This is a genomic window from Eubacterium sp. OM08-24, from assembly GCF_003438075.1.
Classification (GTDB): domain Bacteria; phylum Bacillota; class Clostridia; order Oscillospirales; family Acutalibacteraceae; genus Ruminococcoides.
Genome location: NZ_QSTA01000012.1, coordinates 1 through 24037, shown reverse-complemented (window position 1 = coordinate 24037; position 24037 = coordinate 1). Strand labels below are relative to the sequence as shown.

Annotated in this window: 20 protein-coding genes; 4 read left to right on the top strand and 16 right to left on the bottom strand. The window is 39.8% G+C overall.

Annotation, left to right across the window (positions count from 1 at the left end; all coding sequences use genetic code 11):
- Positions 1 to 293: 293 nt before the first annotated feature.
- The 11 genes from DXC23_RS11380 to DXC23_RS11330 form a co-directional block, all read right to left on the bottom strand.
- Positions 294 to 1574: a folylpolyglutamate synthase/dihydrofolate synthase family protein gene (locus tag DXC23_RS11380; RefSeq protein WP_117706498.1), complete on the bottom strand. Its 1281-nt coding sequence runs from the start codon at positions 1572 to 1574 to the stop codon at positions 294 to 296.
- Positions 1574 to 2398 carry a 16S rRNA (cytidine(1402)-2'-O)-methyltransferase gene (gene rsmI / locus DXC23_RS11375; protein WP_117706496.1) on the bottom strand — a complete coding sequence of 275 codons (825 nt, stop codon included), beginning with the start codon at positions 2396 to 2398 and terminating at the stop codon, positions 1574 to 1576. The genes DXC23_RS11380 and rsmI overlap by 1 nt, the downstream gene beginning before the upstream one ends.
- A complete protein-coding gene (locus tag DXC23_RS11370) occupies positions 2395 to 3156 on the bottom strand; it encodes a tRNA1(Val) (adenine(37)-N6)-methyltransferase (protein WP_117706494.1) in 762 nt (253 codons plus the stop codon). Before DXC23_RS11370 ends, rsmI begins: the two co-directional genes overlap by 4 nt.
- A 202-nt stretch (positions 3157 to 3358) precedes the next feature.
- On the bottom strand, positions 3359 to 3499 hold the full coding sequence (locus DXC23_RS12730; RefSeq protein ID WP_242997511.1) for an SAP domain-containing protein: 141 nt from the start codon (positions 3497 to 3499) through the stop codon (positions 3359 to 3361).
- An 11-nt stretch (positions 3500 to 3510) separates the two neighbouring features.
- Positions 3511 to 3987: a hypothetical protein gene (locus DXC23_RS11360; RefSeq protein ID WP_117706492.1), complete on the bottom strand. Its 477-nt coding sequence runs from the start codon at positions 3985 to 3987 to the stop codon at positions 3511 to 3513.
- A 251-nt stretch (positions 3988 to 4238) separates the two neighbouring features.
- Positions 4239 to 4982: an amino acid ABC transporter ATP-binding protein gene (locus tag DXC23_RS11355; RefSeq protein WP_117706490.1), complete on the bottom strand. Its 744-nt coding sequence runs from the start codon at positions 4980 to 4982 to the stop codon at positions 4239 to 4241.
- Positions 4972 to 5703, bottom strand: a complete 732-nt coding sequence (locus DXC23_RS11350; RefSeq protein ID WP_117706488.1) for an amino acid ABC transporter permease — start codon at positions 5701 to 5703, stop codon at positions 4972 to 4974. Before DXC23_RS11350 ends, DXC23_RS11355 begins: the two co-directional genes overlap by 11 nt.
- 61 nt (positions 5704 to 5764) lie before the next feature.
- Positions 5765 to 6592, bottom strand: coding sequence for a transporter substrate-binding domain-containing protein (locus tag DXC23_RS11345; RefSeq protein WP_117706486.1), 828 nt, complete (start codon positions 6590 to 6592; stop codon positions 5765 to 5767).
- A 204-nt stretch (positions 6593 to 6796) separates the two neighbouring features.
- Positions 6797 to 7177: a DUF3783 domain-containing protein gene (locus DXC23_RS11340; protein WP_117706484.1), complete on the bottom strand. Its 381-nt coding sequence runs from the start codon at positions 7175 to 7177 to the stop codon at positions 6797 to 6799.
- Between the two features lie 20 nt (positions 7178 to 7197).
- On the bottom strand, positions 7198 to 8238 hold the full coding sequence (locus DXC23_RS11335) for a D-alanine--D-alanine ligase (protein WP_117706483.1): 1041 nt from the start codon (positions 8236 to 8238) through the stop codon (positions 7198 to 7200).
- 69 nt (positions 8239 to 8307) lie between these two features.
- Entirely contained in the window at positions 8308 to 8643 is a 336-nt protein-coding gene (locus tag DXC23_RS11330; RefSeq protein ID WP_158552576.1) for a phenylpyruvate tautomerase MIF-related protein, read from the bottom strand.
- 386 nt (positions 8644 to 9029) lie between these two features.
- Between DXC23_RS11330 and guaB the strand changes: the two genes are divergently transcribed.
- Together guaB and DXC23_RS11320 are read left to right on the top strand one after the other, a co-directional pair.
- A complete protein-coding gene (gene guaB, locus DXC23_RS11325; protein WP_199523082.1) occupies positions 9030 to 10508 on the top strand; it encodes an IMP dehydrogenase in 1479 nt (492 codons plus the stop codon).
- Positions 10509 to 10867: 359 nt separating this feature from the next.
- Entirely contained in the window at positions 10868 to 11335 is a 468-nt protein-coding gene (locus DXC23_RS11320) for a hypothetical protein (RefSeq protein ID WP_117706478.1), read from the top strand.
- Between the two features lie 258 nt (positions 11336 to 11593).
- Here the strand turns inward: DXC23_RS11320 and DXC23_RS11315 are convergent, their stop codons facing one another.
- The gene (locus tag DXC23_RS11315) at positions 11594 to 12475 is read right to left on the bottom strand and encodes a hypothetical protein (RefSeq protein WP_117706476.1); all 882 of its coding nucleotides are present in this window, start codon (positions 12473 to 12475) and stop codon (positions 11594 to 11596) included.
- A 345-nt stretch (positions 12476 to 12820) separates the two neighbouring features.
- On the opposite strand from DXC23_RS11315, the gene DXC23_RS11310 reads away from it, so the two are divergent.
- Positions 12821 to 14149, top strand: a complete 1329-nt coding sequence (locus DXC23_RS11310; RefSeq protein WP_117706474.1) for an MATE family efflux transporter — start codon at positions 12821 to 12823, stop codon at positions 14147 to 14149.
- A 61-nt stretch (positions 14150 to 14210) separates the two neighbouring features.
- Here DXC23_RS11310 and DXC23_RS11305 read toward each other — a convergent pair whose 3' ends face one another.
- From DXC23_RS11305 to DXC23_RS11295, 3 genes are read right to left on the bottom strand one after another with little or no spacing between them, the layout of a single operon-like run.
- Positions 14211 to 14597, bottom strand: a complete 387-nt coding sequence (locus DXC23_RS11305; protein WP_158552574.1) for an SMI1/KNR4 family protein — start codon at positions 14595 to 14597, stop codon at positions 14211 to 14213.
- A gap of 2 nt (positions 14598 to 14599) precedes the next feature.
- Positions 14600 to 15802, bottom strand: coding sequence for an HNH/ENDO VII family nuclease (locus tag DXC23_RS11300; RefSeq protein WP_117706471.1), 1203 nt, complete (start codon positions 15800 to 15802; stop codon positions 14600 to 14602).
- Positions 15799 to 17109: a hypothetical protein gene (locus DXC23_RS11295; RefSeq protein WP_117706469.1), complete on the bottom strand. Its 1311-nt coding sequence runs from the start codon at positions 17107 to 17109 to the stop codon at positions 15799 to 15801. Before DXC23_RS11295 ends, DXC23_RS11300 begins: the two co-directional genes overlap by 4 nt.
- A 272-nt stretch (positions 17110 to 17381) precedes the next feature.
- Between DXC23_RS11295 and lepA the strand changes: the two genes are divergently transcribed.
- Positions 17382 to 19193 carry a translation elongation factor 4 gene (gene lepA / locus DXC23_RS11290; RefSeq protein WP_242997509.1) on the top strand — a complete coding sequence of 604 codons (1812 nt, stop codon included), beginning with the start codon at positions 17382 to 17384 and terminating at the stop codon, positions 19191 to 19193.
- Between the two features lie 758 nt (positions 19194 to 19951).
- Here the strand turns inward: lepA and DXC23_RS11285 are convergent.
- On the bottom strand, positions 19952 to 24037 hold a 4086-nt coding region (locus tag DXC23_RS11285), incomplete at its 5' end, for a starch-binding protein (RefSeq protein ID WP_147329142.1).

Sequence of the window (24037 nt, the reverse complement as noted above, 5' to 3'; positions counted from 1 at the left end):
TAAAGTGTGACTTTTTTACTTTCTGCCACTTATTAATCTTGACTTTTGTTTTATTTTAAGGTCTTGAACAATCTAAGGTTTATTTATCCTATGATATAAATTCAACCATTTGTTTTTAATGTTTTATGGGCTCTGCCCAAACCCGCAACCCTTTAAAAAGGGTTGACCTAAATTTTGAATTTATTATACTAAACTTTATGCGGTAAACCCTAATTTATCCCAATTATTTACAAAAAGCCATAAACAATACCCCGTCACCACAAAGCGATGACGGGGTTAATTATACGAATTTTTTAAAGTTCCAACAAATACGGTCTTAGCTCTCCTGCAAGGTAAAGCGAACCGCAAATAACGAGCGGTATGTTCTCTTCCTTTGCCTTTTTCACTGCCGCATCAAGCGCCTTTTTGTTATCGTCAAAAGCCTCTACCTTTGGAAAATGCTGTCTGCATTTTTCGGCAAGTGCCTCTGCCGTAAGTGTTCTCGGGTTATCTACCGTAACGGTAAAAATCTCCTCAAAAAGTCCCTCAAGCAAATTAATCGAGCTTGCGCTGTCCTTATCGGCAAGCATACCCATAAGGCAAATTCGCCTTTGATTAGGCAAATATTTTTTAACCGCCTTGCTCAGCGCCTCAATACCGTTTGGATTGTGTGCGCCGTCAAGCAAAATTACGGGATTTTTGCTCATAAGCTCAAGTCTTGCAGGGTTTACCGCCTTTGCTATTCCCTTCTGCAATGCGCTTTTGCTCACCTCTATTTTGCCGCTGTCACAAAGTGCCTTTAATGCGGTCAATGCCGTTTTTGCATTTTCAATCTGGTGCTCGCCAATCAAATGCAGGTCAAGCTCTGTACCGTCATATTCAAACCTTGTGCTTTCAAGGCTTTCTGAAATCACTTTTATTTTTGCACTTTCACTTTTGAAAAGTTCAACATTTCTGCTTTTACAAGTACATTCAATCACGCTCATTGCGTTTTCTTCCTGCTTGGAAGTAACGGCAATCGAGCCGTTTTTTATAATACCGCACTTTTGCCACGCAATTTCCTCAATGGTATTTCCGAGAATTGCCGTATGGTCAAGTCCGATAGTTGTAATCACCGAGCAAAGCGGCGGCAAAATTGTATTTGTGCAGTCGAGAAGTCCGCCCATACCCGTTTCGAGTACAACAATGTCGCACTTTTCGTTTGCGTGGATATAAAACTGCAAAGCGTTTACATATTCAAACTCGGTAATAATCACCCCGTCTTTGCGCAATTCCTCAATAATCGGGAAAGTCTTTTCCACTGCGTCGGTGAGAATTTCCTTTGAAATCATCTGATTATTAATCTGTATTCTCTCACGAAAATCCGTAATATACGGTGAAATAAAAAGTCCTGTTTTGTAGCCCGCCTCAACAAGAACCGCAGAAAGCATTGCACAAACCGAACCTTTGCCGTTAGTACCCGCAATGTGAATATACTTTAGTTTATCCTGAGGATTGCCGAGTTTTTCGAGAAAAATTCTCATTCGGTCAAGTCCGGGACGAGAACCAAAGGTAAGCAGTGAATGTATTTTTTCAATAGCCTGTTCGTATGTCATCAGATCAGCTCCTTGTAAATTTCGTTCTTCTTAAAGCCTGTCAGCGCCGCCGCCTCTTTTGCCGCATCGGTTGCTCTTGCTCCGTTTTCTATCAGCTTTTTAGCGGTTTCAACCGCATACTCAAGTGTAAATTCTTCGGTATCGTCAATCTGCGGCGCACCCTCAAGCACAAGCACAATTTCGCCTTTAACACTGCCGTCGCTGAGATTTTCCGCCGCATTTTTAGTTGTGGTGCGTATAACTTCCTCGTGAATTTTAGTAATTTCACGCACAATGGTCAGCTTTCTGTCGCCAAAATTTGCGTACAAATCACGCAATGTCTGCGGCAGTTTATGCGGAGCTTCGTAAAAAATCATAGTACGGTGTTCATTTGCAAGGCTTTTTAAATGGTCTGTACGGCTCTTCTTATTCACGCTCAAAAAGCCCTCGAAAGTAAATCTTCCCGTACTGAGTCCCGACACCGCAAGGGCGGAAATAACCGCACTCGGGCCGGGAATAACAACCGTTTTTATGCCCCTCTCCTCGCACAGCTTTACCAAATCTTCGCCGGGGTCGGAAATGCAAGGCATACCTGCGTCCGTAACAATGGCGCAGTTTTCGCCCTGCTCTATTCTTGCGCAGATAATCTCTCCACGCTCTCTTTTATTGTGCTCAAAATAGCTTACCATCGGCTTTTTTATGCCAAAATGATTTAAAAGTTTCAGCGTAACCCTTGTGTCTTCCGCCGCAATAAAATCTACCGATTCAAGAGTTTCCACCGCTCTCGGCGACAGGTCGGAAAGGTTGCCTATCGGTGTTCCCGTTACATATAAAATTCCGCTCATAGCCTATTATCCTCTGTATTTTCTAAATGATCTGATTTATAACTTCCGTAAATCTCAAGCATTTCCTTTGAAAAATTACCGTTTTCGTCCTCTATAAAAAGTGTGGGCAATACATTCAAAAAACCTCGTTTTCCGCCTCGTCTGCCCTCAAGCAAAAACAACTTAGGCGCTTTTGTCAGCCTCTGCTGAACAAGCCGCAATGTCTTTGGCTCAATTCCGAATTTTCGCATCGACTCCATTACATCGCTCAGCCTTTCGGGGCGCTGGCACATAAAAAATCTGCCGCCAAACTGCAGCAGCTTTGCCGCCGCCGAGCAAATGTCATCGAGCGTACATTCACTTTCGTGCCTTGCAATCAGTCTTGCCGAGGTAGGATTTTTTATTCCGCCGCCGCCGATTTTGTACGGCGGATTGCACACAACAACATCATAACAGCCAAAATTCAGCTTGCCCTTAAGGTCACACAAGTCGGCATTCACAATATTTATGTTGTCGCAAAGGTTGTTATGCTCCACGCTTTTTTGTGCAACAGTACAGGCATTTTCCTGAATTTCAACAGCGTCAATTTTCAGATTTTTATTGTCCCTGCACCACAAAAGCGGAATCGTGCCGCAGCCTGTACCAAGCTCCGCACATTTTTTACTGCCCATAGGCTTTGAAAAATCGGCAAGCAAAATGGTGTCGGTCGAGTATCTGTAACTTTTGGTAACATATATTTCAATGCCGTTTCCCAACGGCTCAAGGTGCAAATTTTCCATTATATGCTCGGCAAAGGCTCAACCTCTGCCCTATCTCCTTGTAAATTTTAGCTTAACATTTTAATTATACTACTCAAAGGTCAAAACTGCAATAAAAACCAAATTAAATAAGCATAAGCTAATCAGTTGTTATCTAAAACGGAAAGATCGCTTTTTTCATAGCGATTATGTCCCTGCAACTTCTTTTTATATTTCCGGCATTTTATAGCATCTTCAAGGCTTTTGCCTTTGTTGTCGGCAAGCCGTATTTACGACAGAAACTCACAAGCTCCTCCTTTAAATAATAAAACTCTCTGAATGTCTTGCCGTCAAGATTTTTGTCAAGTTTTGGTCTGTCAATCATAAATTACCTACTTAGTTATTATTCTGCGAACAGTTTGCGGCATCAATGGCGATAGCGAGCATAAGCACCAAAATTTCGTTTCTCGGGTCTGCATAGTCGATAACATAAGTATCTCCCCAACGGAACAGCTTTTTTGAAATCTGCGCAACCATACTGCAAGCCTCGTAAACGCTGTAGTTCCAAGACATAAAATCGCCCTCACAGCGCCAACCGTTGTAGTCGAGGTTATACTTCGGCTTAAAAAATGTAAATTTTTTCTCAATACTGCCAAACGGCTGTCCGTTTATTTCTATATCAAAAGTCGGCATAAGCGTAAAAAATCGCTGTTTAATCATACCGATTTCATTGCGATTTCTGTCATATATATGAATCTGATGCGTAAGCCTGAACATTTCAGCCCTTACAAAATATTTCGGCTCGTCATACTCATCGTAAACATCGTAAGTATCTGACCACGAAAAAACTCGCTGTTTTATAAGTAATTCCATTTTTTTACCTTCTGATTTGTGTGTTGTTAATGTCCATTTTGGTTGGGCAAACAAAGTAAGATACAAGCAAAACTATCCGTCCCGAAAATAAAATTCAGGTCAAACCTTTTATGATTTTTTAAGCTAAAAGTTTTGCGTTTCCAAACTTTGTTACCCTACCGGTGTTTTACCTATCTGATCACCAAACAATTTTCCTTACAAAAACAGTCTGACAAGCACATTATCTTATCAGACTGTCCAAATTTATTAAATTAAAATACCTTTGACAAAAATTCTTTCAATCTCTCGTTCTTAGGATTTGTAAAGAATTCCTGCGGCGGTGCTTGCTCTACAATTACGCCCTTATCAACGAACACAACCTTTGTGCCTACCTCACGGGCAAAACCCATTTCGTGAGTTACAACAACCATTGTCATACCGTCCTTGGCAAGTCTTTTCATAACCTCAAGTACCTCGCCTACCATCTCAGGGTCAAGCGCAGAGGTCGGCTCGTCAAAAAGCATTACCTCGGGATTCATACAAAGCGCACGCACGATTGCCACACGCTGTTTCTGACCGCCCGAAAGCTGTGACGGATAATCGTTTGCTCTGTCGGCAAGTCCTACTCTTTCAAGCAGCTCCATTGCCTCTTTTGCAGCCTCTTCCTTGCTCTTTTTAAGGAGCTTTACAGGGCCGAGAATCATATTCTTGAGCACTGTCATATGCGGAAAAAGGTTGAACTGCTGGAACACCATACCCATTTTTCTGCGGTGCAGGTTAATGTCTATATTTTTATCGTTAATATCTACGCCGTCAACTATGATTTTGCCGTCTGTCGGCTCTTCAAGAAGATTTAAACAGCGCAAAAATGTTGATTTGCCCGAACCCGATGCACCGATAACCACCATAACATCGCCCTTATGGATTTCTGCATCAATGCCCTTGAGCACTTCGTTGCTGCCAAAGGATTTTTTAAGTCCCTCAACCTTGATTAATACATCATTATTAGTGGTCACTGCTGCGCAGCCTCCTTTCGAGCTTTTTGAGGAAGTATGTCAGAATCAATACTATTACAAGGTAAATTGCCGCTACCGAGATGAGTGGGAAAAATGCCTCGTATGTTCTTGAGCGGATAAGGTTGCCCACATAAGTAAGATCCTGAAGTGCAACATAACCTGCAACAGAGGTTTCCTTTACAAGTACAATAAACTCGTTGCCGAGTGCCGGCAACACATTTTTGAAAGCCTGCGGAAGTATTACATGGAACATTGTGCTGCTGTAATTAAATCCGAGCGAACGGCTTGCCTCAAACTGACCCTTGTCAATAGACATAATGCCCGAACGCACAATTTCAGCCACATATGCGCCTGAGTTGATACCAAACGCAAGTACCGCTGCAATAATTCCGTTTCGTGAAGATGAAAATACAATGTAGTACATAATCATAAGCTGAATTACAACAGGTGTACCTCTGATTACCGTAATGTAAATATTGCAGATGAAATTTAAAATTTTGAGTACATAGTCGCTCGGCTTTCTGCACTTTTTACCTATAAGATTTTTATCATAGGTCGAGCGAACCATTGCGATTAAAAAGCCAAGGATAATACCGATAACGGCGGCAACAACTGTAATTTCAATCGTTACTCCAAGACCTTTTAAAAACTGCAGCCAACGGTCATCTTTAATAAAAGTTTTCTGAAAGCTTGCAGCTATTTCCTGAAAAAACTGATCCATATGCTAAATTCCTTTATATATCAGAAAAGCAGCTTTTCGGCTGCCTTTCCAAAATTCTTAATTATTCTTTAACTATAATTACCTGAGTAGCTGTTGTGTAGCTGTCTGAGAAACTTACAGCCTGCTGTCTTTCCTCAGTTACTGTCATACCTGCCATACCAAAGTCAGCCTTGCCTGTCTGAACAGCTGTTACAATAGCGTCAAAGTCCATATCGTCAATAACGAGCTTGTAGCCGAGCTTATCGCAGATAGCCTGTGCCATAGATGCGTCAATACCAACTACTGTGTCACCGTCATAATACTCATAAGGCTCAAAGAATGCGTTTGTTGCCATATGGAGCTCGCCGTTAGGATACTCTGTTCCCTCAGGAGTTACATAAGGAGTTTTGCCCTTTGTGTCATCACCGATAAAGTTGTTTGCGATTGACTCTGTTGTGCCGTCTTTCTTAAGTTCTGCAAGAGCTGTATTGATTTTACCAAGAAGATCTGTGTTGTCTTTAGCTACGCAGATTGCATAATCTTCCTCAGCGAATGGCTCGTCAAGAATTTTAAGCCCCTTGTTAGCTGCAACAAATGCCTTTGCAGGCTCGCTGTCGATGATAACGCAGTCAATCTTACCCTGTGTAAGAGCCAAAACAGCGTCTGCACCCTTGTTAAAGCGTTCAATTGTTGAACCCTTTTCCTCGTAATCACTTGCATAAATGTCGCCTGTTGTGCCGAGCTGAACGCCGATCTTTGCGCCCTCAAGGTCATTAACGGTTGCAATAGTCTTAGTTTTTGCCGGTGTTTCGTCCTTAGTTGCTGTGCCTGCATTTCCGCCGCAAGCAGCAAGGAGCATTGATGCTGAACAAATTACAGCGGCAAGTGCCAATGAAATAACTTTTTTCATAGTAATCCCCTTTTCTTTTCTTTAAAAATCATACACTTATATAGTAATACAAAATCAAAAATAAATCAAGTAAAAATCACAATATAAATTTGCTAATTCCTACAAAATATCCGCAAAATTTCTGTAATTTTTAAATTCACACAAAAAAGCAGAGCGATATTTTTATATCAAATACCACTCTGCAAAATTATGTAATTTTTATTGTTATAAATTGACTTTGAGGTTGGTGTTTTTTAAGTGTTCCTCGCTGAGTTTTTTGTATAGTCTGTTTCCGCTCCAACGGCTGTTGTCGGGAGTTAGGGCGCAAATGAGGGGCATTTTCTTTATGCCGTAGTTTTCGAGTTTTTTCAGCATAATATTAAATGTAAGCTGCGGAAAATCCTTGATAACCATAAGCTCATCGTCAAAACTCGGAAAATCATCGCTTAACGGCTCAATATCCTTTAAGCCAAACAATGCCCCGATAGGCTTTGAAAAGTCTTTTTTAGTGGCTATTTTTACAGGTATTTTCATAGACAAAAGCGTGTTCCTTACAGCTTTGAGTCTATCGCCCTTGTAATTATAAAGAAGTACAGCCTCGTTCACCGCAAAATCACCTCAAAAAATTAATTGTATTTTTCAAGAGAAACCTCAATGATTTTTTCGCAAAGTGTAGGATAATCAATACCCTCTGCCGCTGCCTCCTGAGGGAGCAGGCTTGTAGGAGTCATACCCGGGAGTGAGTTTGCCTCAAGGCAATAAGCCTCGCCCGACTGCTTGTCAAGAATAAAGTCGATTCTTGCATAGCTCTGCAAATTGAGCGCCTTAAATGCAGCCTCGGCAGCCTTGCGGAGAACATCGTCCTCGCTTGCTGTAATATTTGCAGGGCAAATTTCATCTGTTGCGCCTGCCTGATACTTTGCTACATAATCATAAAAACCGGTCTTTGGAATAATCTCGATTGGTGGCAATGCTCTGCCGCCGATAACTCCGACCGAAAACTCTCTGCCCTCAATAAACTGCTCAACTACAATTTCCTTTTCATATTTAAAAGCCTCTTTTACAGAGTTTAAATATTCCGCCCTGTTGTCAGCCTTTGTAATGCCAACGCTTGAACCGCCCGAGCACGGCTTTACAACGCATGGATAGTAGCTCCAATCCTCGGCGTCCTCGGCAGACTTATAAACTCTGCCGGCAGGAGTTGTAACTCTGTTCTGAAGAAGAACGCTCTTTGTAAGCGCTTTGTTCATAGCAAGTGCCGAACCGAGATAACCCGAACCTGTATATTTAATACCGAAAAGGTCAAGGGTAGCCTGAATCTGACCGTTTTCGCCCTCGCCGCCATGAAGTGCAAGGTATGTAATATCTGCCTCGGCGCAGATTTCAATAACATTTACACCGATAAATCTTGATGATTTATCAAGTCTGTTTTCCTTTACTGTCTTGATGTCAGGAATTTCTGTACCCACACCAAGGCTGTCGGTAAAGCTGTAATTGTGCTTAAAGAGTGCGTCAATGTCGCAGAAGTTCTCTTCATAACCCATAAATACATCAAGCAAAACTACCTCGTTACCCTTTTCACGCAGAGCAGACGCTACCTTGATACCCGAAGATATAGACACATCACGCTCTGTACTTAATCCGCCTGCAAGAACAACAATTCTCATAATAACTCTTTCTCCCGTAAAAATATAAAATATATAATCAATTATTGTCAAGTAAATAACAGTTTGCCCTTAGAACATAAAGCTGTCCATGCCCCAATGTTCCACTTCATCATATTTAACATAGCAACGCTTGCCCTCAACACCGTAGGACTGCATAATACCGCAAATATTCTCTGTAACCTTTGCATAGCCGTCCTTTGTGCCTTTACCCAACAGCTTTACTTCAACTATCGCCGTCGGTTCATCACTGCCCTGAAAACGCATTTTCAGCGCATCATTTACGGCACACATTACATATGTTTCGCTTTTGCCGATTGCTTTAAGCGAACCCGAAAGCTCTTTCATAAGCTCGTCTGCTTTCTCCTTTGAAAAAGCTACATTTGTTTTAACATCTATAAAAGGCATAAAATCTGTCCTTTCGTAAATCATAAGCTAAATAGCTAACCTATATTATAATACGCACACAAATTTAAAGCAAGGATTTTTTGATGTTGTAATAAAGTTTATAAAAAGCGTTTTTTATACATCTTAAAAAGCAAAATATTTTTGTCATTTTGCATATTAAAACATTAAAATACTATTGAAAACAACGAAGTACAATTGCCGAATACACAATAATACTTTATAAACATTTTATATTATTCACAAAATGCCGTCTTATTTACAGGCTCAGAAAATTCGTTATAAAAATTTTAAAAACTGCAAATTATGTGTTGCACTTACCGAATTTATTTGATATAATAAAGTTTAATAATAAACAATTTTGAGAAAAGGAAAATGGAGGATAGTTTATGTTGAATACAGATTACAATCAGAAATTCGGCAAAGAAGGTCTTACCTTTGATGATGTTCTTCTCATTCCGGGAGAATCTGATGTAGAGCCGAAAAATGTTGATATTTCAACAAATCTTACAAAGAATATCAAGCTCAACACTCCTGTTGTTACAGCCGCTATGGATACTGTAACCGAAACTGCAATGGCTATTGCTATTGCCAGAGAGGGCGGTATAGGTGCTATTCATAAGAATATGAGCATCGAAAAGCAGGCTGACCAGGTTGACCGAGTTAAAAGAAGTGAAAACGGTGTTATTGTAAATCCGTTCTTCCTTTCTCCTGAGAATACAGTTCGTGACGCAAACGATCTTATGGGCAAATATAAGATTTCAGGCGTTCCGATTTGTCGTGACGGCAAACTTGTCGGCATTATCACAAACCGTGACCTTCGCTTTATGACAGGTGCTGACTTTAACCAGCCGATTGCAAGCGTTATGACTTACGAAAGCCTTGTTACTGCTCCGGTTGGCACAACATTAAAGCAGGCACAGGAAATTCTCCGTAAACACAGAATTGAAAAGCTCCCGCTTGTAGGCTCTGACGGCAGCCTTAAGGGACTTATCACAATTAAAGATATTGAAAAGTCGGTTCAGTATCCACATTCAGCTCGTGATGACAAAGGCAGACTCCTCTGCGGTGCTGCTATCGGTGCAACTGCCGATGTTCTCGACAGAGTTGCGGCTCTTGTAGATGCTCAGGCAGATGTACTCTTCCTTGACTCTGCTCACGGTCACAACAGCAACATTATTAAAACAGTTGCCAAAGTTAAAAAGGCATATCCTGATGTACCGCTCGTTGCAGGCAACATTGCAACAGCTGAGGCTGCAAAGGCACTTATCGACGCAGGCGCAGATTGCGTAAAGGTTGGTATCGGTCCGGGTTCTATCTGCACAACAAGAATTGTTGCAGGTATCGGTGTACCACAGATTACAGCAATTTATGACGCAGCTTGCGAGGCATCTAAGTACGGTATCCCTGTTATAGCAGACGGCGGTATTAAGTACAGTGGTGATATTGTGAAGGCTCTTGCCGCAGGCGGCAGTGTAGTAATGGTAGGCTCACTTGTAGCAGGTTGTGAGGAAAGCCCGGGAGAAAACGAAATCTATCAGGGCAGACAGTTCAAGGTTTACCGTGGTATGGGCAGCCTTGGCGCTATGGGTAAGGGTAGCTCAGACAGATACTTCCAGGCAAGCAACAACAAGTTTGTTCCTGAAGGTGTTGAAGGACGAGTACCTTACAAGGGATTACTCGGCGACACAATTTATCAGCTTATGGGCGGACTTAAAGCAGGTATGGGTTACACAGGCTGTGCAACTATTTCCGAGCTCCACCAGAAAGCTAAGTTTGTCAGAATTTCAGGTGCAGGTCTTAGAGAAAGCCACCCACATGACATTCAGATTACAAAGGAAGCTCCTAACTACTCATTTAACGGTTAATTTTAAATTTAAAGTATTTTACCGCTTGGTGCATTGCATCAGGCGGTTTTGTTTTGCGGCTCTTTGCCAATAATTTTTTTTTGGGGGGTAAATTATGGCTTAGCAAATTATCGGTCGGGCAACAAAGTAAAGCAAAAGCCAAATTTTCCGTCCCGAATATAAAAATTTGGTCAACCTTTAAAAAGGGTTGACCTAAATTTTAAATTTTTAGGCTCAACTTTTATGCCAAAAAGTCAGTTTTTTAAAATTCTCTCCCCAAAAAGCAAAAAAATTTTTTTAATTTTCTATTTTTTGTCACTATATTGTCATAGTCCGAATGTTATAATATATTCATAAAGTAACAGTATAGGAGCAATATTATGAAAGGTAATTATAAACTCAAATGGCATAAATTTACAATTTATTTTGCACTTTTCACGCTGACAGCGATTACACTTTTTGCGGCTGTTCCGTTTTTTATAGGCAAAAACCACGCTGTCATCAACGGCTCACAAATTATATTTAACAATGCTCAAATATATGCCCAGCATCCTATGATGCAGACCTATGACATATTATTCGGTATATTTTTTGTGATGTATGCCATACTGATTGTAATAACCCGACAAAAACTCGCAGGTTTTAAAAAAGACGCACTCCAACTATTATACACCTGCTTGGGTGTTTCGGTATTAATACCGGCAGCGTATGCGGTGATAAATATTGTTGTAATTGGCTTTTTTAGAATATATTTTTACTTAATTGTTGTATCAATGATTGCGGCAGTAATACTTTTTTTAATTTACGCTGTATATTACGGTAAGAGAAAATCTCTCTTTACAAACTGATTTACTAAACCTTTTCCTAAAACTTCATATAAATAATTACCCAAAGAAAATGCAGTCCATATAAACGGACTGCATTTTTCTTTTATGATTTTGTAAATAGTTGTAAGAAATGATGGTTTAGCGGATTATCGGTCGGGAAACAAAGTAAAACAAAATTAATAGTTTCTGTCCCGAATTAAAAAATTTATTAAACTAAACTGTGTGTGTTAAGCCATAATATTAATGTTACCCCAACATTTAGAATAGAACCTTTTATACTTACTGTTTAAACAGCAAAAGCACTACAAAGTATGAAATTGCAAACAATACAAATGAAATTATCTGACTTAAGTAATAGTTTTTGAAATAGCTTTCCGGCGGATCCGGTTCAAGCTGAGATTTTTTGTATTTTTTTAATGAATACATATTTCCGAAAAATGTAAGTATAACAACAAAAGCAACAAAGATATAAGCACCGTTCAATTCGATTAGATCTACTGTTTTTAAAAAGAAACTATTATAGCTGTGATAATAAAAATAAAATGCAGCAAGTGCCGGTGCTGCCTCAAACATATAAACAATTCGTTTTTTCTTAGCAAACACAGCATAATTCCAAAGCGAGAACTCACCATGATGATGCCATCGCATCTCTGTAAAGTAATCATCGTTTTCAAAGATTTTCAGCAGCATAACTATAAAACAAGATATTAAATAAACAGCACTTCCAAAAACAGCTACGGAAATGTTAGGACAAGCCTTTTCCGATAACTCGCCGCCATTTCTAAGTGTGTTAACTTCCAGTATGGAAACCACTATAAAATTCATTACCATATACTTTGTGGGAATTATAATGCTTTGGTCGGTTTTACCAATACACTCCATAAGCGACATAATTGAAAGAAATGTTATAATACCGATAACCACGAAACTTTCTACCAAGTACAAATAATCTTGAGAAAATGAAAAATAAAATTTGTAAAGCGGCACCGTTACACTTACCAAGCTACCTAAAAAGGAATGAAAATGATGCGTAAAAAGTAAACTAACAACATTTATCACCGAACAAAGAATGATTGCAAACTGAAATCCGCTGAGAATTTTATAAGCAAGCTGAAACCTCGGCTTGCGTGATGTGTAGTTATAATCATTTACTGAAATCATAATAAAGCACCTTAAAATCGTCTTGTTTTTATCTGTATTTCTCTGTAATTTAATAATACTACCTTTTAGCTCTTTTTTCAATACTTCCCATCCGCAATATTATTAACATACCATTAAAATAATGTTAAAAACTTTTCTGCTTTAAAGGTCAAATTGAGCATAAACCCTTGACATTGATAAAAAAATGTACTAAAATGTCTGTACTTATAATAAAATATGGTCATCGGAGGACATGGTGTCGTAACACCGTTTCTATTTTGGAACACTGTCGATAAGATGTCGGGTGAGCTCGGTTATGAATATAGCTGAGCTCCTTTTTTATGTAAAAATTCAGGAGAGTGAAATATGATACAATTATCAGAACATTTCAGCTACATAAAACTTATGCGCTTTACAATTCCTACCATTGCAATGATGATTTTCACTTCAATTTACGGCGTGGTAGACGGATTGTTTGTGTCAAACATTGTGGGCAGTGAGTCTTTTGCGGGAGTTAATCTGATTATGCCGGCACTTATGATGCTCGGCTCTGTCGGATTTATGGTGGGAACGGGCGGCAGTGCCCTTGTGTCAAAAACGATTGGCGAGGGCAACAAAAAGCTCGCCAACCGCTACTTTTCAATGCTCATTTACTTTTTGCTGATTGTCGGCATTGTGCTTTCAATCCTCGGAAATGTGTTTATCAGACAAATTTCCGAACTCCTCGGAGCAAAAGGCGAAATGGTCGATATTTGCTCCACATACGGCAGAACTCTCCTCTGTTCATTGCCGTTTTTTATGCTGCAAAACTGCTTTCAGAGCTTTCTTGTAGTTGCCGAAAAACCCGCAATGGGACTTTGTGTTTCCGTTATTGCAGGTCTTTCAAATATGGTGCTCGACTTTCTGTTTATATATGTTTTCCGACTTGGCGTATTTGGCGCTGCGCTTGCAACAGCAATCAGCGAATTTGTGGGTGCGGCTATACCGCTCATCTTCTTTATCCGCAAAAACAACTCGCCGCTAAAGCTCATAAAAACCAAGCTCGAACTAAAACCGATTTTGCGCACCTGCTCGAACGGTTCGTCTGAAATGGTCACAAACATATCAATGTCGCTCGTAAATATGCTTTACAATTTACAGCTCGTAAAATTTGCAGGCTATGACGGTGTTGTGGCTTACGGTATTATAATGTATGTCGGCTTTATCTTTTCGGGCACTTATCTCGGCTATTGTGTCGGCGTTGCTCCTATTGTCGGCTATCACTACGGTGCGGCCAATACAGCTGAGCTTAAAAACCTTTTCAAAAAAAGTCTTTTTCTGCTCTCGTCTGCCGCTGTTGTGCTGACCGCCTGCGCCGAACTGCTGTCATCTGTTCTTGCAGGAATCTTTGTAGGTTACAACCAAGACCTCCACGATATGACAACAAACGCAATTCAACTCTTTGCACTGTCGTACATTATCAGCGGAATAAATATTTTTGCCTCGGCATTCTTTACCGCACTAAACAACGGACTTGTGTCTGCCGTAATTTCGTTTATGAGAACGCTCGTTTTTCAAATTGCTTTCATCTTTATTCTCCCCGAACTGCTCGGACTTAACGGAATATGGCTTGCCGTAGTAGGCGCAGAAATTTGCTCGCTGATTATAAGCGTATCATTCTTTGTGGCAAACAGAAAAAAGTATAAATATGTATAAAATAAAAAGCTGTTTTTCTTGCGGGAAAGACAGCTTTTTAACATTATGCTTAAACAGTTAATTAAAAATCAATATATTCTAAAAGAGAATTGCAAAGTTTTATTGGCTTTTTATTTGGCATTGTTTGATATACAGCACCGTTTGTATCTTGCCATATTACTATATCGTCAATATTTGCCTGTTCAATTACATACCAATCCTCAGGCACTTTATTATATTTGCGTTCTTCTTTAGTAACATCAACTACATTCAATCTTTTCGAATTACATATGCCTGTTAATTCATGACCGCTAAATGTAACTGCGCCATATTCTTTAATAATCATTCTATAATCAGAAGCAAATCTAATATTTAATATTAATTCTGCTTCTTTTATATTTTCTTCTGATATATTTCCTATGCTATAAAATTTTGATTTATTTTTTATCAAATTTAAAATATCTTTCACACTTATACTCCTCCCGTAGATATGGCTCTCTGTGCAAATTCAGTCCAAAATTTTTTTCTCTGTTGATTCCATTTGTTTCCCTTACCATAGACTTTGGTCTCTTCTCCGAATTTATGCCATATTGTATTGTTTCCATTTTTCCTATGTTCAGCTTGGGTTAGAATAGCAAGTGTAGAATCAGCTTTCTGTCCGATGTGATGAAGTTCATACGGAATACCGTCAGGGTCAAGTGGAGCAAAGCCGTCTAACATTCTTTGCAAGTTAGTGCGACCATATTCATCAACAAAATTCAAATCTATTTTTCGAATCAATGCAACATTTCCATTTATAAATTCCGCTGATAATCCGGCTTTTTTACAAATATTATATTGTTCCATGTTTGAAAACTGCTTAATAACATCCAAAGGATATTTTGATTCTTTTTGAATTGAAGCAACTTCATTCATCGTTAAACCATTTAGCGTTGCACCTTTTAGCCCGGCCGCTTCTGAAGCACCGCCAAAAATAGCACCGGTAATTGCTCCCCATTTAAATTCATTACTGCCAGCTAATGTACCGGATTTTATGGCTTCTTCAAAATTACCGGTCTGTATTCCTGTTACTAATCCTGCTGCAACTCCGCCGATTATACCTGATGATAAACCCATAACAGCACTCGTTTTTGCTGATACTGCAAAAACAGCACTCATTGCAGGTAATCCTGCGCCACCACTTACAACAGAAACCGTTACGCAAATTAATATTACACCTGTTCCGATAGCTACATTTTTAATTACTTGTTCGTAAGTATCATCATACTTTTCAAATTCTTTTACAATGGTTTTTCCGTCATCATCCGAAGTAAAAATATATCTTTTGCCTTGAAAGCATGAATCTAATTCAGACAAAGTATACCCAAAATATATATTCTCTTTTGAGTTGTATTCAACTTCTTCGAGATATTCCTTAGATATATACTGCGTACTTACATTTTCAACAAAGTAATCTTCGCTGTTTAGTTTTTCAACAAGATTTTCATATACTTCATCTTCTATATAATTTAATAAACTTGTATCATCCAGTCCCGTAAAGGTTGGAACTTCTTCTGATAATATACTTTGTGTTACATTTTCTGTTGGAATTGTATCGCTGACTTCACTGTTTATTTGAGATGTACAGCCAACCAGAAGTGTACATATTAATATTAAAGCTATTAGTTTTTTCATTTTTTCACACTCCTGTCGCTATTCGAATATATATCATTATCACTTTCAGCTTTTTTCTTTTTTCGAATAAATACAATTGTAATAATAATTGCCGTTATCGCAATTAATCCAATTGCGATATACAACCAAATAAACCATATTGGTTTTTCATTACTGTTTTGATTCTTATTTACTGTTGATAAAATATTTTCTTTTTTATTTGAATCGCCATCTGTCGGATTTGTTTCCTCTATAACCGGTAAAGTTTCGTTAGATGCTGTTATCAATGTTCCGTCCTCTGCTACCTTTCCACCTAACGCAAGCTGATGTTCTACATCAGAAATAGACAGTCCTGTTGCTACATGTGCTTTTAATACATCATCCGTACCAACATAAATTACTTTTGTAGTAGTTTGATCTGTATAAATATTTTTTACAGTGATTGTATATATACCCTCATCCGTGTATTCTTCGCCATCTTTTGCGGGTTTATTAAAACGTACATCTTCGGTGAGCCCTTCTGCACCATCTTTGCGTATTTGTTTTTGAATATCAATATTCAAATATCTTGATTTCGCTAAATCCAAATAAAAGCCATTTTCTGTTATTGACTTATTTGTAAGTTCATCTCCGGTTTTAACATCAAAAGGATACACCATGCAATTTCCGTTTCGTACAGAAAATTTGAAAAACACTTTATAGTTATAATATGACGGCAATGGTTTCCAGCCAAATATATTAAAATTAGTTTTACTGATTTCATAATCCAAAGCAACCTCATAGTCGCCCTCTTCACAAAGTTCAACTTTTACAGCTTCGTTTTGTTTTGCACTTGCAGATAAATAATTTGTATAAATAACCGGATCAACAGTATGGTTCTGATAATCAGTATGACGAATAATCAAAGTTCCTTTTCCAAAATCAGTTTTTTCTACACCAAAATATTCATCGTATCCGTTGGTATCGTCACAAATGCTTAGTTCTTCATTGTCATTAAGTTTATCTATATTCTGTTCCAATTCAAACCATAAAGTTACAGTATCACCAACCGTTTTGAGAAAAATCGGACTTTCATTTTCGCTGTTTTTAATTCTTGTATATCCGCTAATATAGAATTTTCCTAATTCCCAGCCAAAGTGCGGATCGTCTTCTGTAATTTTATCATTTTTTGAAAAACCCGTATCATGCCCGGTATTAACTGTATTTCCTATGTAAAATATATTTTCATTACTTGAATCCGCAGCGTGCACCGTTAAATAAAAGCATTGAATACTACTTATTACGAGAGCTAATATTATAGCTACAGAGTTTTTAAATGTTTTTCTCATATTTTCCTCATTCCAGTCTTAAAATTTTGTTAATTACTATACATTATAGCAATAAATTAAATTATTTTCAATAATTATTACAATAATTTTATACAACTAAATAAAATGTAAATCTTAAATTATCTTGTATGTATTTCTTTCCGTACAATCACAAATTTATTGCTATTGCCTGCAAAATATGTTATCATAAATATGTATATATTCAGACAGGCTTTGCAGCCTGTAATAATCGTGCAGGCTTACCTGCAAATATCTGCGAAAAGGTGATAGAATTGTCATTTCCACAGGACAAAATTAGAAATTTCAGCATAATTGCTCATATTGACCATGGCAAAAGTACGCTTGCCGACCGTATTCTTGAGCAGACGAACTCTGTTTCGGCTCGTGATATGGAGTCACAGCTCCTTGACGATATGGAGCTTGAGCGTGAGCGTGGCATAACAATAAAAGCGAGAGCGGTTACTGTTACTTACGATGCCGATGACGGCGAAAAGTATCTTTTTAACCTCATAGATACTCCCGGTCATGTTGACTTTAACTACGAGGTTTCCCGTTCTTTGGCGGCTTGTGAGGGTGCAGTGCTTATTGTTGACGCATCTCAGGGCATTGAGGCGCAAACTCTCGCCAACACCTATCTTGCTGTCGACAGCGGTCTTGAAATTGTGCCCGTAATCAACAAAATCGACCTGCCGAGTGCCGACCCTGACAGGGTTATTGAGGAAATAGAAGATGTAATCGGTATTCCTGCCGAGGACGCACCTAAAATTTCCGCAAAGCAGGGCATTAACATACACGCTGTTCTTGAAAAAATCGTATCAGACATTCCTGCTCCGACAGGCGATGTCAACGCACCTCTCCGTGCGCTGATTTTCGACAGCTACTACGACAGCTACAAGGGTGTTATCATTTATGTGCGCCTTAAAGAGGGACAAATTCACCCGGGCGATGAATTTAAACTTATGGCAACAGGCAGTACATTTACCGTTGTGGAGTGCGGTCTTATGCACGCAACTTCAATGGAGTCTACAAGCGGACTTTATGCCGGCGAGGTTGGCTACATTGCGGCATCTATCAAAACTCTTGCAGACGCAAAGGTTGGTGACACCGTTACTCTTACGGCAAATCCTGCGGCAGAGCCGTTGCCGGGTTATCGTGAGGCTCAGCCAATGGTTTACTGCGGTATTTATCCTGTTGACGGTGCAAAATACGGCGACCTGAAAGATGCTCTTGAAAAATTACAGCTCAACGATGCGGCGCTCTCCTTTGAGCCGGAAACCTCGGTTGCTCTCGGATTTGGCTATCGCTGCGGATTTCTCGGACTTCTTCATATGGAGATTATTCAGGAAAGACTTGAGCGTGAATATCAGCTTGACCTTATCACAACTGCGCCGAGCGTAATTTACAGAATTACAAAAACAGACGGCACTGTTGAAATGATAGACAACCCGACAAATTATCCTGACCCTGCGCTTATTGCAATGGCTGAAGAGCCGATGACTACCGCACATATTTACTCACCAAAGGAATATGTGGGCAACATTATGGAGCTTTGTCAGGACAGACGAGGAATATTTATAGATATGCAGTACATTGACGCCGACAGAGTTGACCTGCACTATGAATTACCTCTTGCCGAGATTATTTATGACTTTTTCGACACGCTTAAATCACGCACAAGAGGATATGCGTCCTTTGACTACGAGTTAAAGGACTATGTAAAGAGCAACCTTGTTAAACTTGACATTATGCTCAACGGCGATGTTGTCGATGCACTGTCGTTTATTATTCACGCAGACAAGGCATACGGAAGAGCACGAAAAATGGCGGAAAAGCTCAAGGAGAAAATTCCAAGACAGCTGTTTGAAATTCCGATTCAGGCTTGCATTGGCGGTAAAATCATTGCGAGAGAAACCGTTAAGGCTATGAGAAAAGATGTACTTGCAAAGTGCTACGGCGGTGATATTTCCCGTAAAAAGAAACTTCTTGAAAAGCAGAAAGAGGGTAAAAAGCGTATGCGTCAGCTCGGTTCTGTTGAAGTTCCGCAAGAGGCATTTATGGCTGTACTTAAACTTGATACAGATTGATTTAATCGGTAGAATTTATATAATGATAAAATTAAACTCGGATTACGGCAATGGCTGTAATCCGAGTTTTGGTTTTGAGAAAAAGCTGCACTTAAAAACAAAAGAGTTAAAATTTAGGTCAACCCTTTTTAAATGGTTACGGGTTTGGGCAGATCCCATAAAACAGTAAAAATATAAACAAGCATTTGTAATTAATACCACAGAATAACTATACTTTAGATTTATCAAGACTTTAAAATAAAGTAAAAATCAAGATTAATGAGTGGCAGAAAGTAGGAAAGTAGCACTTGAGTGTCAGTAGAAAAAAGGAATTTTAAAGAACGCAAAAGTTTGTGTGTGGCTATTTTGCCCTTGAAAAGTGGCAAAATAGTAGTTGCAGTAGCGTGGCTTTTCCTTTATTGCTGTCACATTTTTAGGCTCTCGCCATTATGTTCAAGCCGCCAAACGGCAAGCCGTTTGGCTATTAAAATTCGCAATAAGCTAAAGTTTTGTGGGCGTTGCCCACACCCACAACCTTTGAAAAGGTTGACCAAACTTTTTAATTCGTGACGGAAAGTCTTTTCATTCGCTAAAATTGTTGCCCGACCAAAAGTAACCTGTTTTTTATTCCACTCGATGGTAACAAAATGTTTGACCTAAATTTTTTAACTTTATCTCTGTAATTTAATTCTGCAATTACGCAAAAGAAAAATACTCGTCATCGCAAATGCAATGACGAGTATTTATTTTTAAATCATCCGATTATTAAGTGTGATAATTTAGTTTGCTTTGCCGAGATCCCAGTAGCCGAGGAACATACCGTAGCCGTCTGTGCTTGAACCTGTTACCTTAGAATCGCAAACAACGAATGTTTCGCTGTTGTGGTCTGCAACTGAGAATGTACCCTTGTTGTATGCTGAGCTGTAAGCACCGCTCTTTGCGTTAAGTACATTGTAGCCTTTTGAGAGGATTGTTCTGAAATCACCGTTGCTGTTGCAGAATACAACATTCTTTGCACCGTCAATAGCCTCAATCTGATCGCTGTTGAGTGTTACCTTATATACAGAGTACTCACCTGCTGTAAGAGCGTTTGTCTTTAATGAAGGTGTGAACTTTTCATCTGTTTTCTCCATAGCAATCATTGTAAGGCCATTTGCCGAGTTGCTTGAACCGTATGCAAGGTAAACGCCCTTATTCATAGCTGTTTTGCTCTTTGCAGGGTTAGGGAATACACAATAAAGTGTAGCTGTGCTCTCAACAATTTCGATTTTAGAAGTTGACCAGTAACCTGTAAATGTGCCGTAGCCCTCAATGCTTGTGCCTGTTGTTACACCGTCACAAATTACAAATGTGTTCTTCTCTCTGTCAGCAAGTTTTGCCTTTGTTTTTGAGTATGTGCTTGAATACTGAGCACCTGCCGGAGCTTTCATAACGCTGTACTTACTGTTGATGAATGTTCTGTAAGTATCTGATGCGTTCTCGAAGATTACATATGATGAAGAATCAATAGCCTTTACCTGATCCTCTGTAAGAGTTACAGTGTATACAGGATATGTGCCGTCTACAAGCTGTGTTGACTTAGAATCAACATCAACATATGTACTTGTTCTTGTCATCTTAATCTTTGTGAATGAATCGAGCTTATAGTCGTTGCTGTAAGCAAGGTAAACACCCTGATTCCAGCAGTTCTTCCACTTAGCAGATGCAGGAGCTACAGCATTGATAGTTGTGCACTTTGTCCAGTAACCTGTGTATGTACCGAAACCGTCAATGCTTGTGCCTGTTGCTACATCACCGTTCATAATGAATGTGTAGCCGTTGAGGTCTGCTACTGAAGTTTTAGCTGTGTTGTAGTCTGCACTGTATGTGCCTGACGGAGCTTTAAGTAAGTTGTACTTTGAGCTTACATAAGTTCTGTAATAATTTGACTTGTTTGTAAGAACAACATATGTTGCCTTGTTAATAGCCTCTGCCTGTTCCTTTGTAAGTGATACCGAGTAGAGAGCATATGTGCCGTTTATGAGTTTTGTTGACTTTAAGTCAGGTGTGAGATACTCTGTTGTCTTTGTGAGCGGAATCTTTGTGAATGAGTTGAGCTGGTAGTTGTTGCTGTATGCAAGGTAAATACCGTCATCCCAACACTTAGGACTTGATACTGTCTTTGGAACAACAAAGTTGAGTGTTACCTCGTCAGTTTGCTCTGCTGTTGCAGAAATCTTTGTGCTTGTCTTAGCTGTGAAGTTTTCAAAACCAGGAGTTGAAGTAACATCTGTCTGAGCTACTCCGCCTCTTACAACAGGCTTGAACTTAAGGTTGTAGTTGCTGTCAAGGTAACCTACGCTAAGTGTTTTAAGGTTGAAGTCAACTGTTGTGTCGCCTGTGCCGATTACATTGAAGTAAACTCTTGCAAGAGCCTTGCCGCCACTGAAATCAGCAAGATTCTGAATTTCACTGAAGTTAGATTTGATTGTGCCCTTAGCGTCAATAATGTTAGTAACCTCGTTAGTAACATATGGCATAAGCTTAGCTGAACGCTCCTTATCAACAGCGAGCTTTGTGTTATCGTAAGTAAGTGTCCACTCTGCATTTACAAGATTCATTGATGAATCTACAATGTACTCAAGACAAACTGTATCGCCCTTCTTAAATGTTACATTTGCATTTGAGAAGTAGTTAGATTTACTTGAGATATTAAGGTTTGTGCCCTGTGTAGGTGACTGTGTTGTCGGAGCTACTGTAGTCGGCTGTGTAGGTCTTGCTGTAGTCGGCTGTGTAGGTCTTACTGTTGTTGGCTGTGTTGGTCTTGCTGTTGTCGGCTGTGTAGCCTGAGAAGCTGTTGTAGGAACAATAAGGCTTGTGATGTCACCGCTTGACATATTGTATGCACCTACAGCTGATGAAACGCTGTTTCTCTCTGCCTTGAATGTAAGCTTTGATGAAGCGTTAAGTGTAGCTGTTGTAACTGTAAATACACCTGTTACATCGTCAGCCTGTGTTGTGTATGCTGTGCCGTTTACTGTTACTGTTACCTTTGAAGCAGGAGCAGCAACACCGCTTACTGTATTCTTGCCCTTAACTGCATAGCCGAGTGCAGGAACATTAAGCTGTAACTTAGCCTTTGCATTCTGTAATGTTGTTATCATTGCAGTAACCTGATCGTCGTCAGCATCACTGCCCTGTGCAACGAGTGCGTCAACCGACTTCATAACTGATTCAACAGTTGTCCATGAAGATGCTGTGTAATCGGAAGAAGTCATTGCTTTAACTTCTCTTCCCTCTTTCTTAAGCTGCTCGAGCGGTGAAGCAGGAGTTTCTACAATCTTAAGATCATAAGAAGAGAATGATGTATTTTTAACTGTGATAATTGCGTCGCCTGTAATGCCTGCAATATCAGCTGACTGTGCTTTGCCGCCGTTATTGAGTACTACATTGTAAGCTTCTGTTGTATTAAGGTCAACATAGTAGTCACCGTTATCATCCTTAGATGTAAGCTGTGTGCCAGGCCATGCACCGAGAAGTGCGTTGCTTGCGCCTGTCCAAGCATATACATAAGGAGCTGAACCGTCAGCTGTCTTTACAACAAGACGAGATGTTGTTTTTACAGGAGCTGTTGAGCCGCCCTGTACTTTTTTCTTGAATGTTGCTTTTGACTCAGAAGAACCGATCTCGTTCTCTGCCTCAAGAGTAATTGTAATTGTATCGCCATCGTAAGCTGTGTTACCGATTGTGATTGTGTCGCCGTCTTTTACGATAAACTTGTTACCGCCGTCAACAGAGCACTTAGCCTGCTCGCACTTGTCAAGGCTTACTGTAACAGTCTGTGTACCTGTAAACTCTGCGTCACCCTTAACAGACATAAGAGGTCTGCCGTCAGGCTCTTCAACGAGGATTGTACCGTTCTTGCCGCTGTTGAATGTAACCTTACCGTTTGATACAACAGCAGATGACTGATCGTAAGCATTTACAAGATACTGACCGTCGCTCCAAGTGTCGCCAACGCTGATTGTAACATCAGTATTTGCATTAGCATAGATACAGCCGATTACCTTATCTGTAATGCCGTTCTTGTCGTAATCTCTTGCAAAAGCATAACCTGATGTTGATGTAAGGCTTGTGTTAGAGCCTGCACCTACAGAGATGTGGTTGTTACGGAATACACCGACTTTCTGCCAATGCTCAAGAACATTTGTATCCATTGAGTCCCAGTTCATATCACTTCTGAGTGAGTGACCTGCGCCGCCGTTACCGTCGTTAGGAACACCTGATACCATTGGACGGTTTGTTTCGTCACCGTAGAATATCTGAATTCCGCCCGGGCATAAGAGAAGACCTGAACCTGTACCTATAAGGTCGCCTCTTGCGAGAACAGAGTCGTGTGAAGATACATAAGAAAGAACATTGAAGCTGTCATCGTTATTGATAGCCTTTGCAAATCCATCATATGTGCCCTTAACTCTGCCTGCGCTTAAAAGTCCGCCACCCTGAGTTGAGAAGTTGATCATTGAATCAAATCCGCCCTGTGTGTAGTAGCCGTCCTTATTAACACCGTGATCCCAACATTCACCTGTCATCCAGAAATCTTCATCCCAGTCTGCGCCCGGCTTGTCAGGGTTGTTTGCTCTCCACTCTTTAAGAGCGTCAACACAAGCATTCTTAAGGTTTTTCCAAGAAGCAAATTCAACGTGTTTTGCGGTATCGCAACGGAAACCGTCAACACCGTACTCTCTTACCCACTCTGAAAGCCAGCCTGCAAGGTAGTTGCTTACAGTCTCGCTTCTGCCTGTTTTGGTGAAGAAGTTATTAATCTTTGCTGTTTCAGAATCAAGTCTGCCCTCTCTGCTCCACTTTGTCTGGAGAATTTTTGG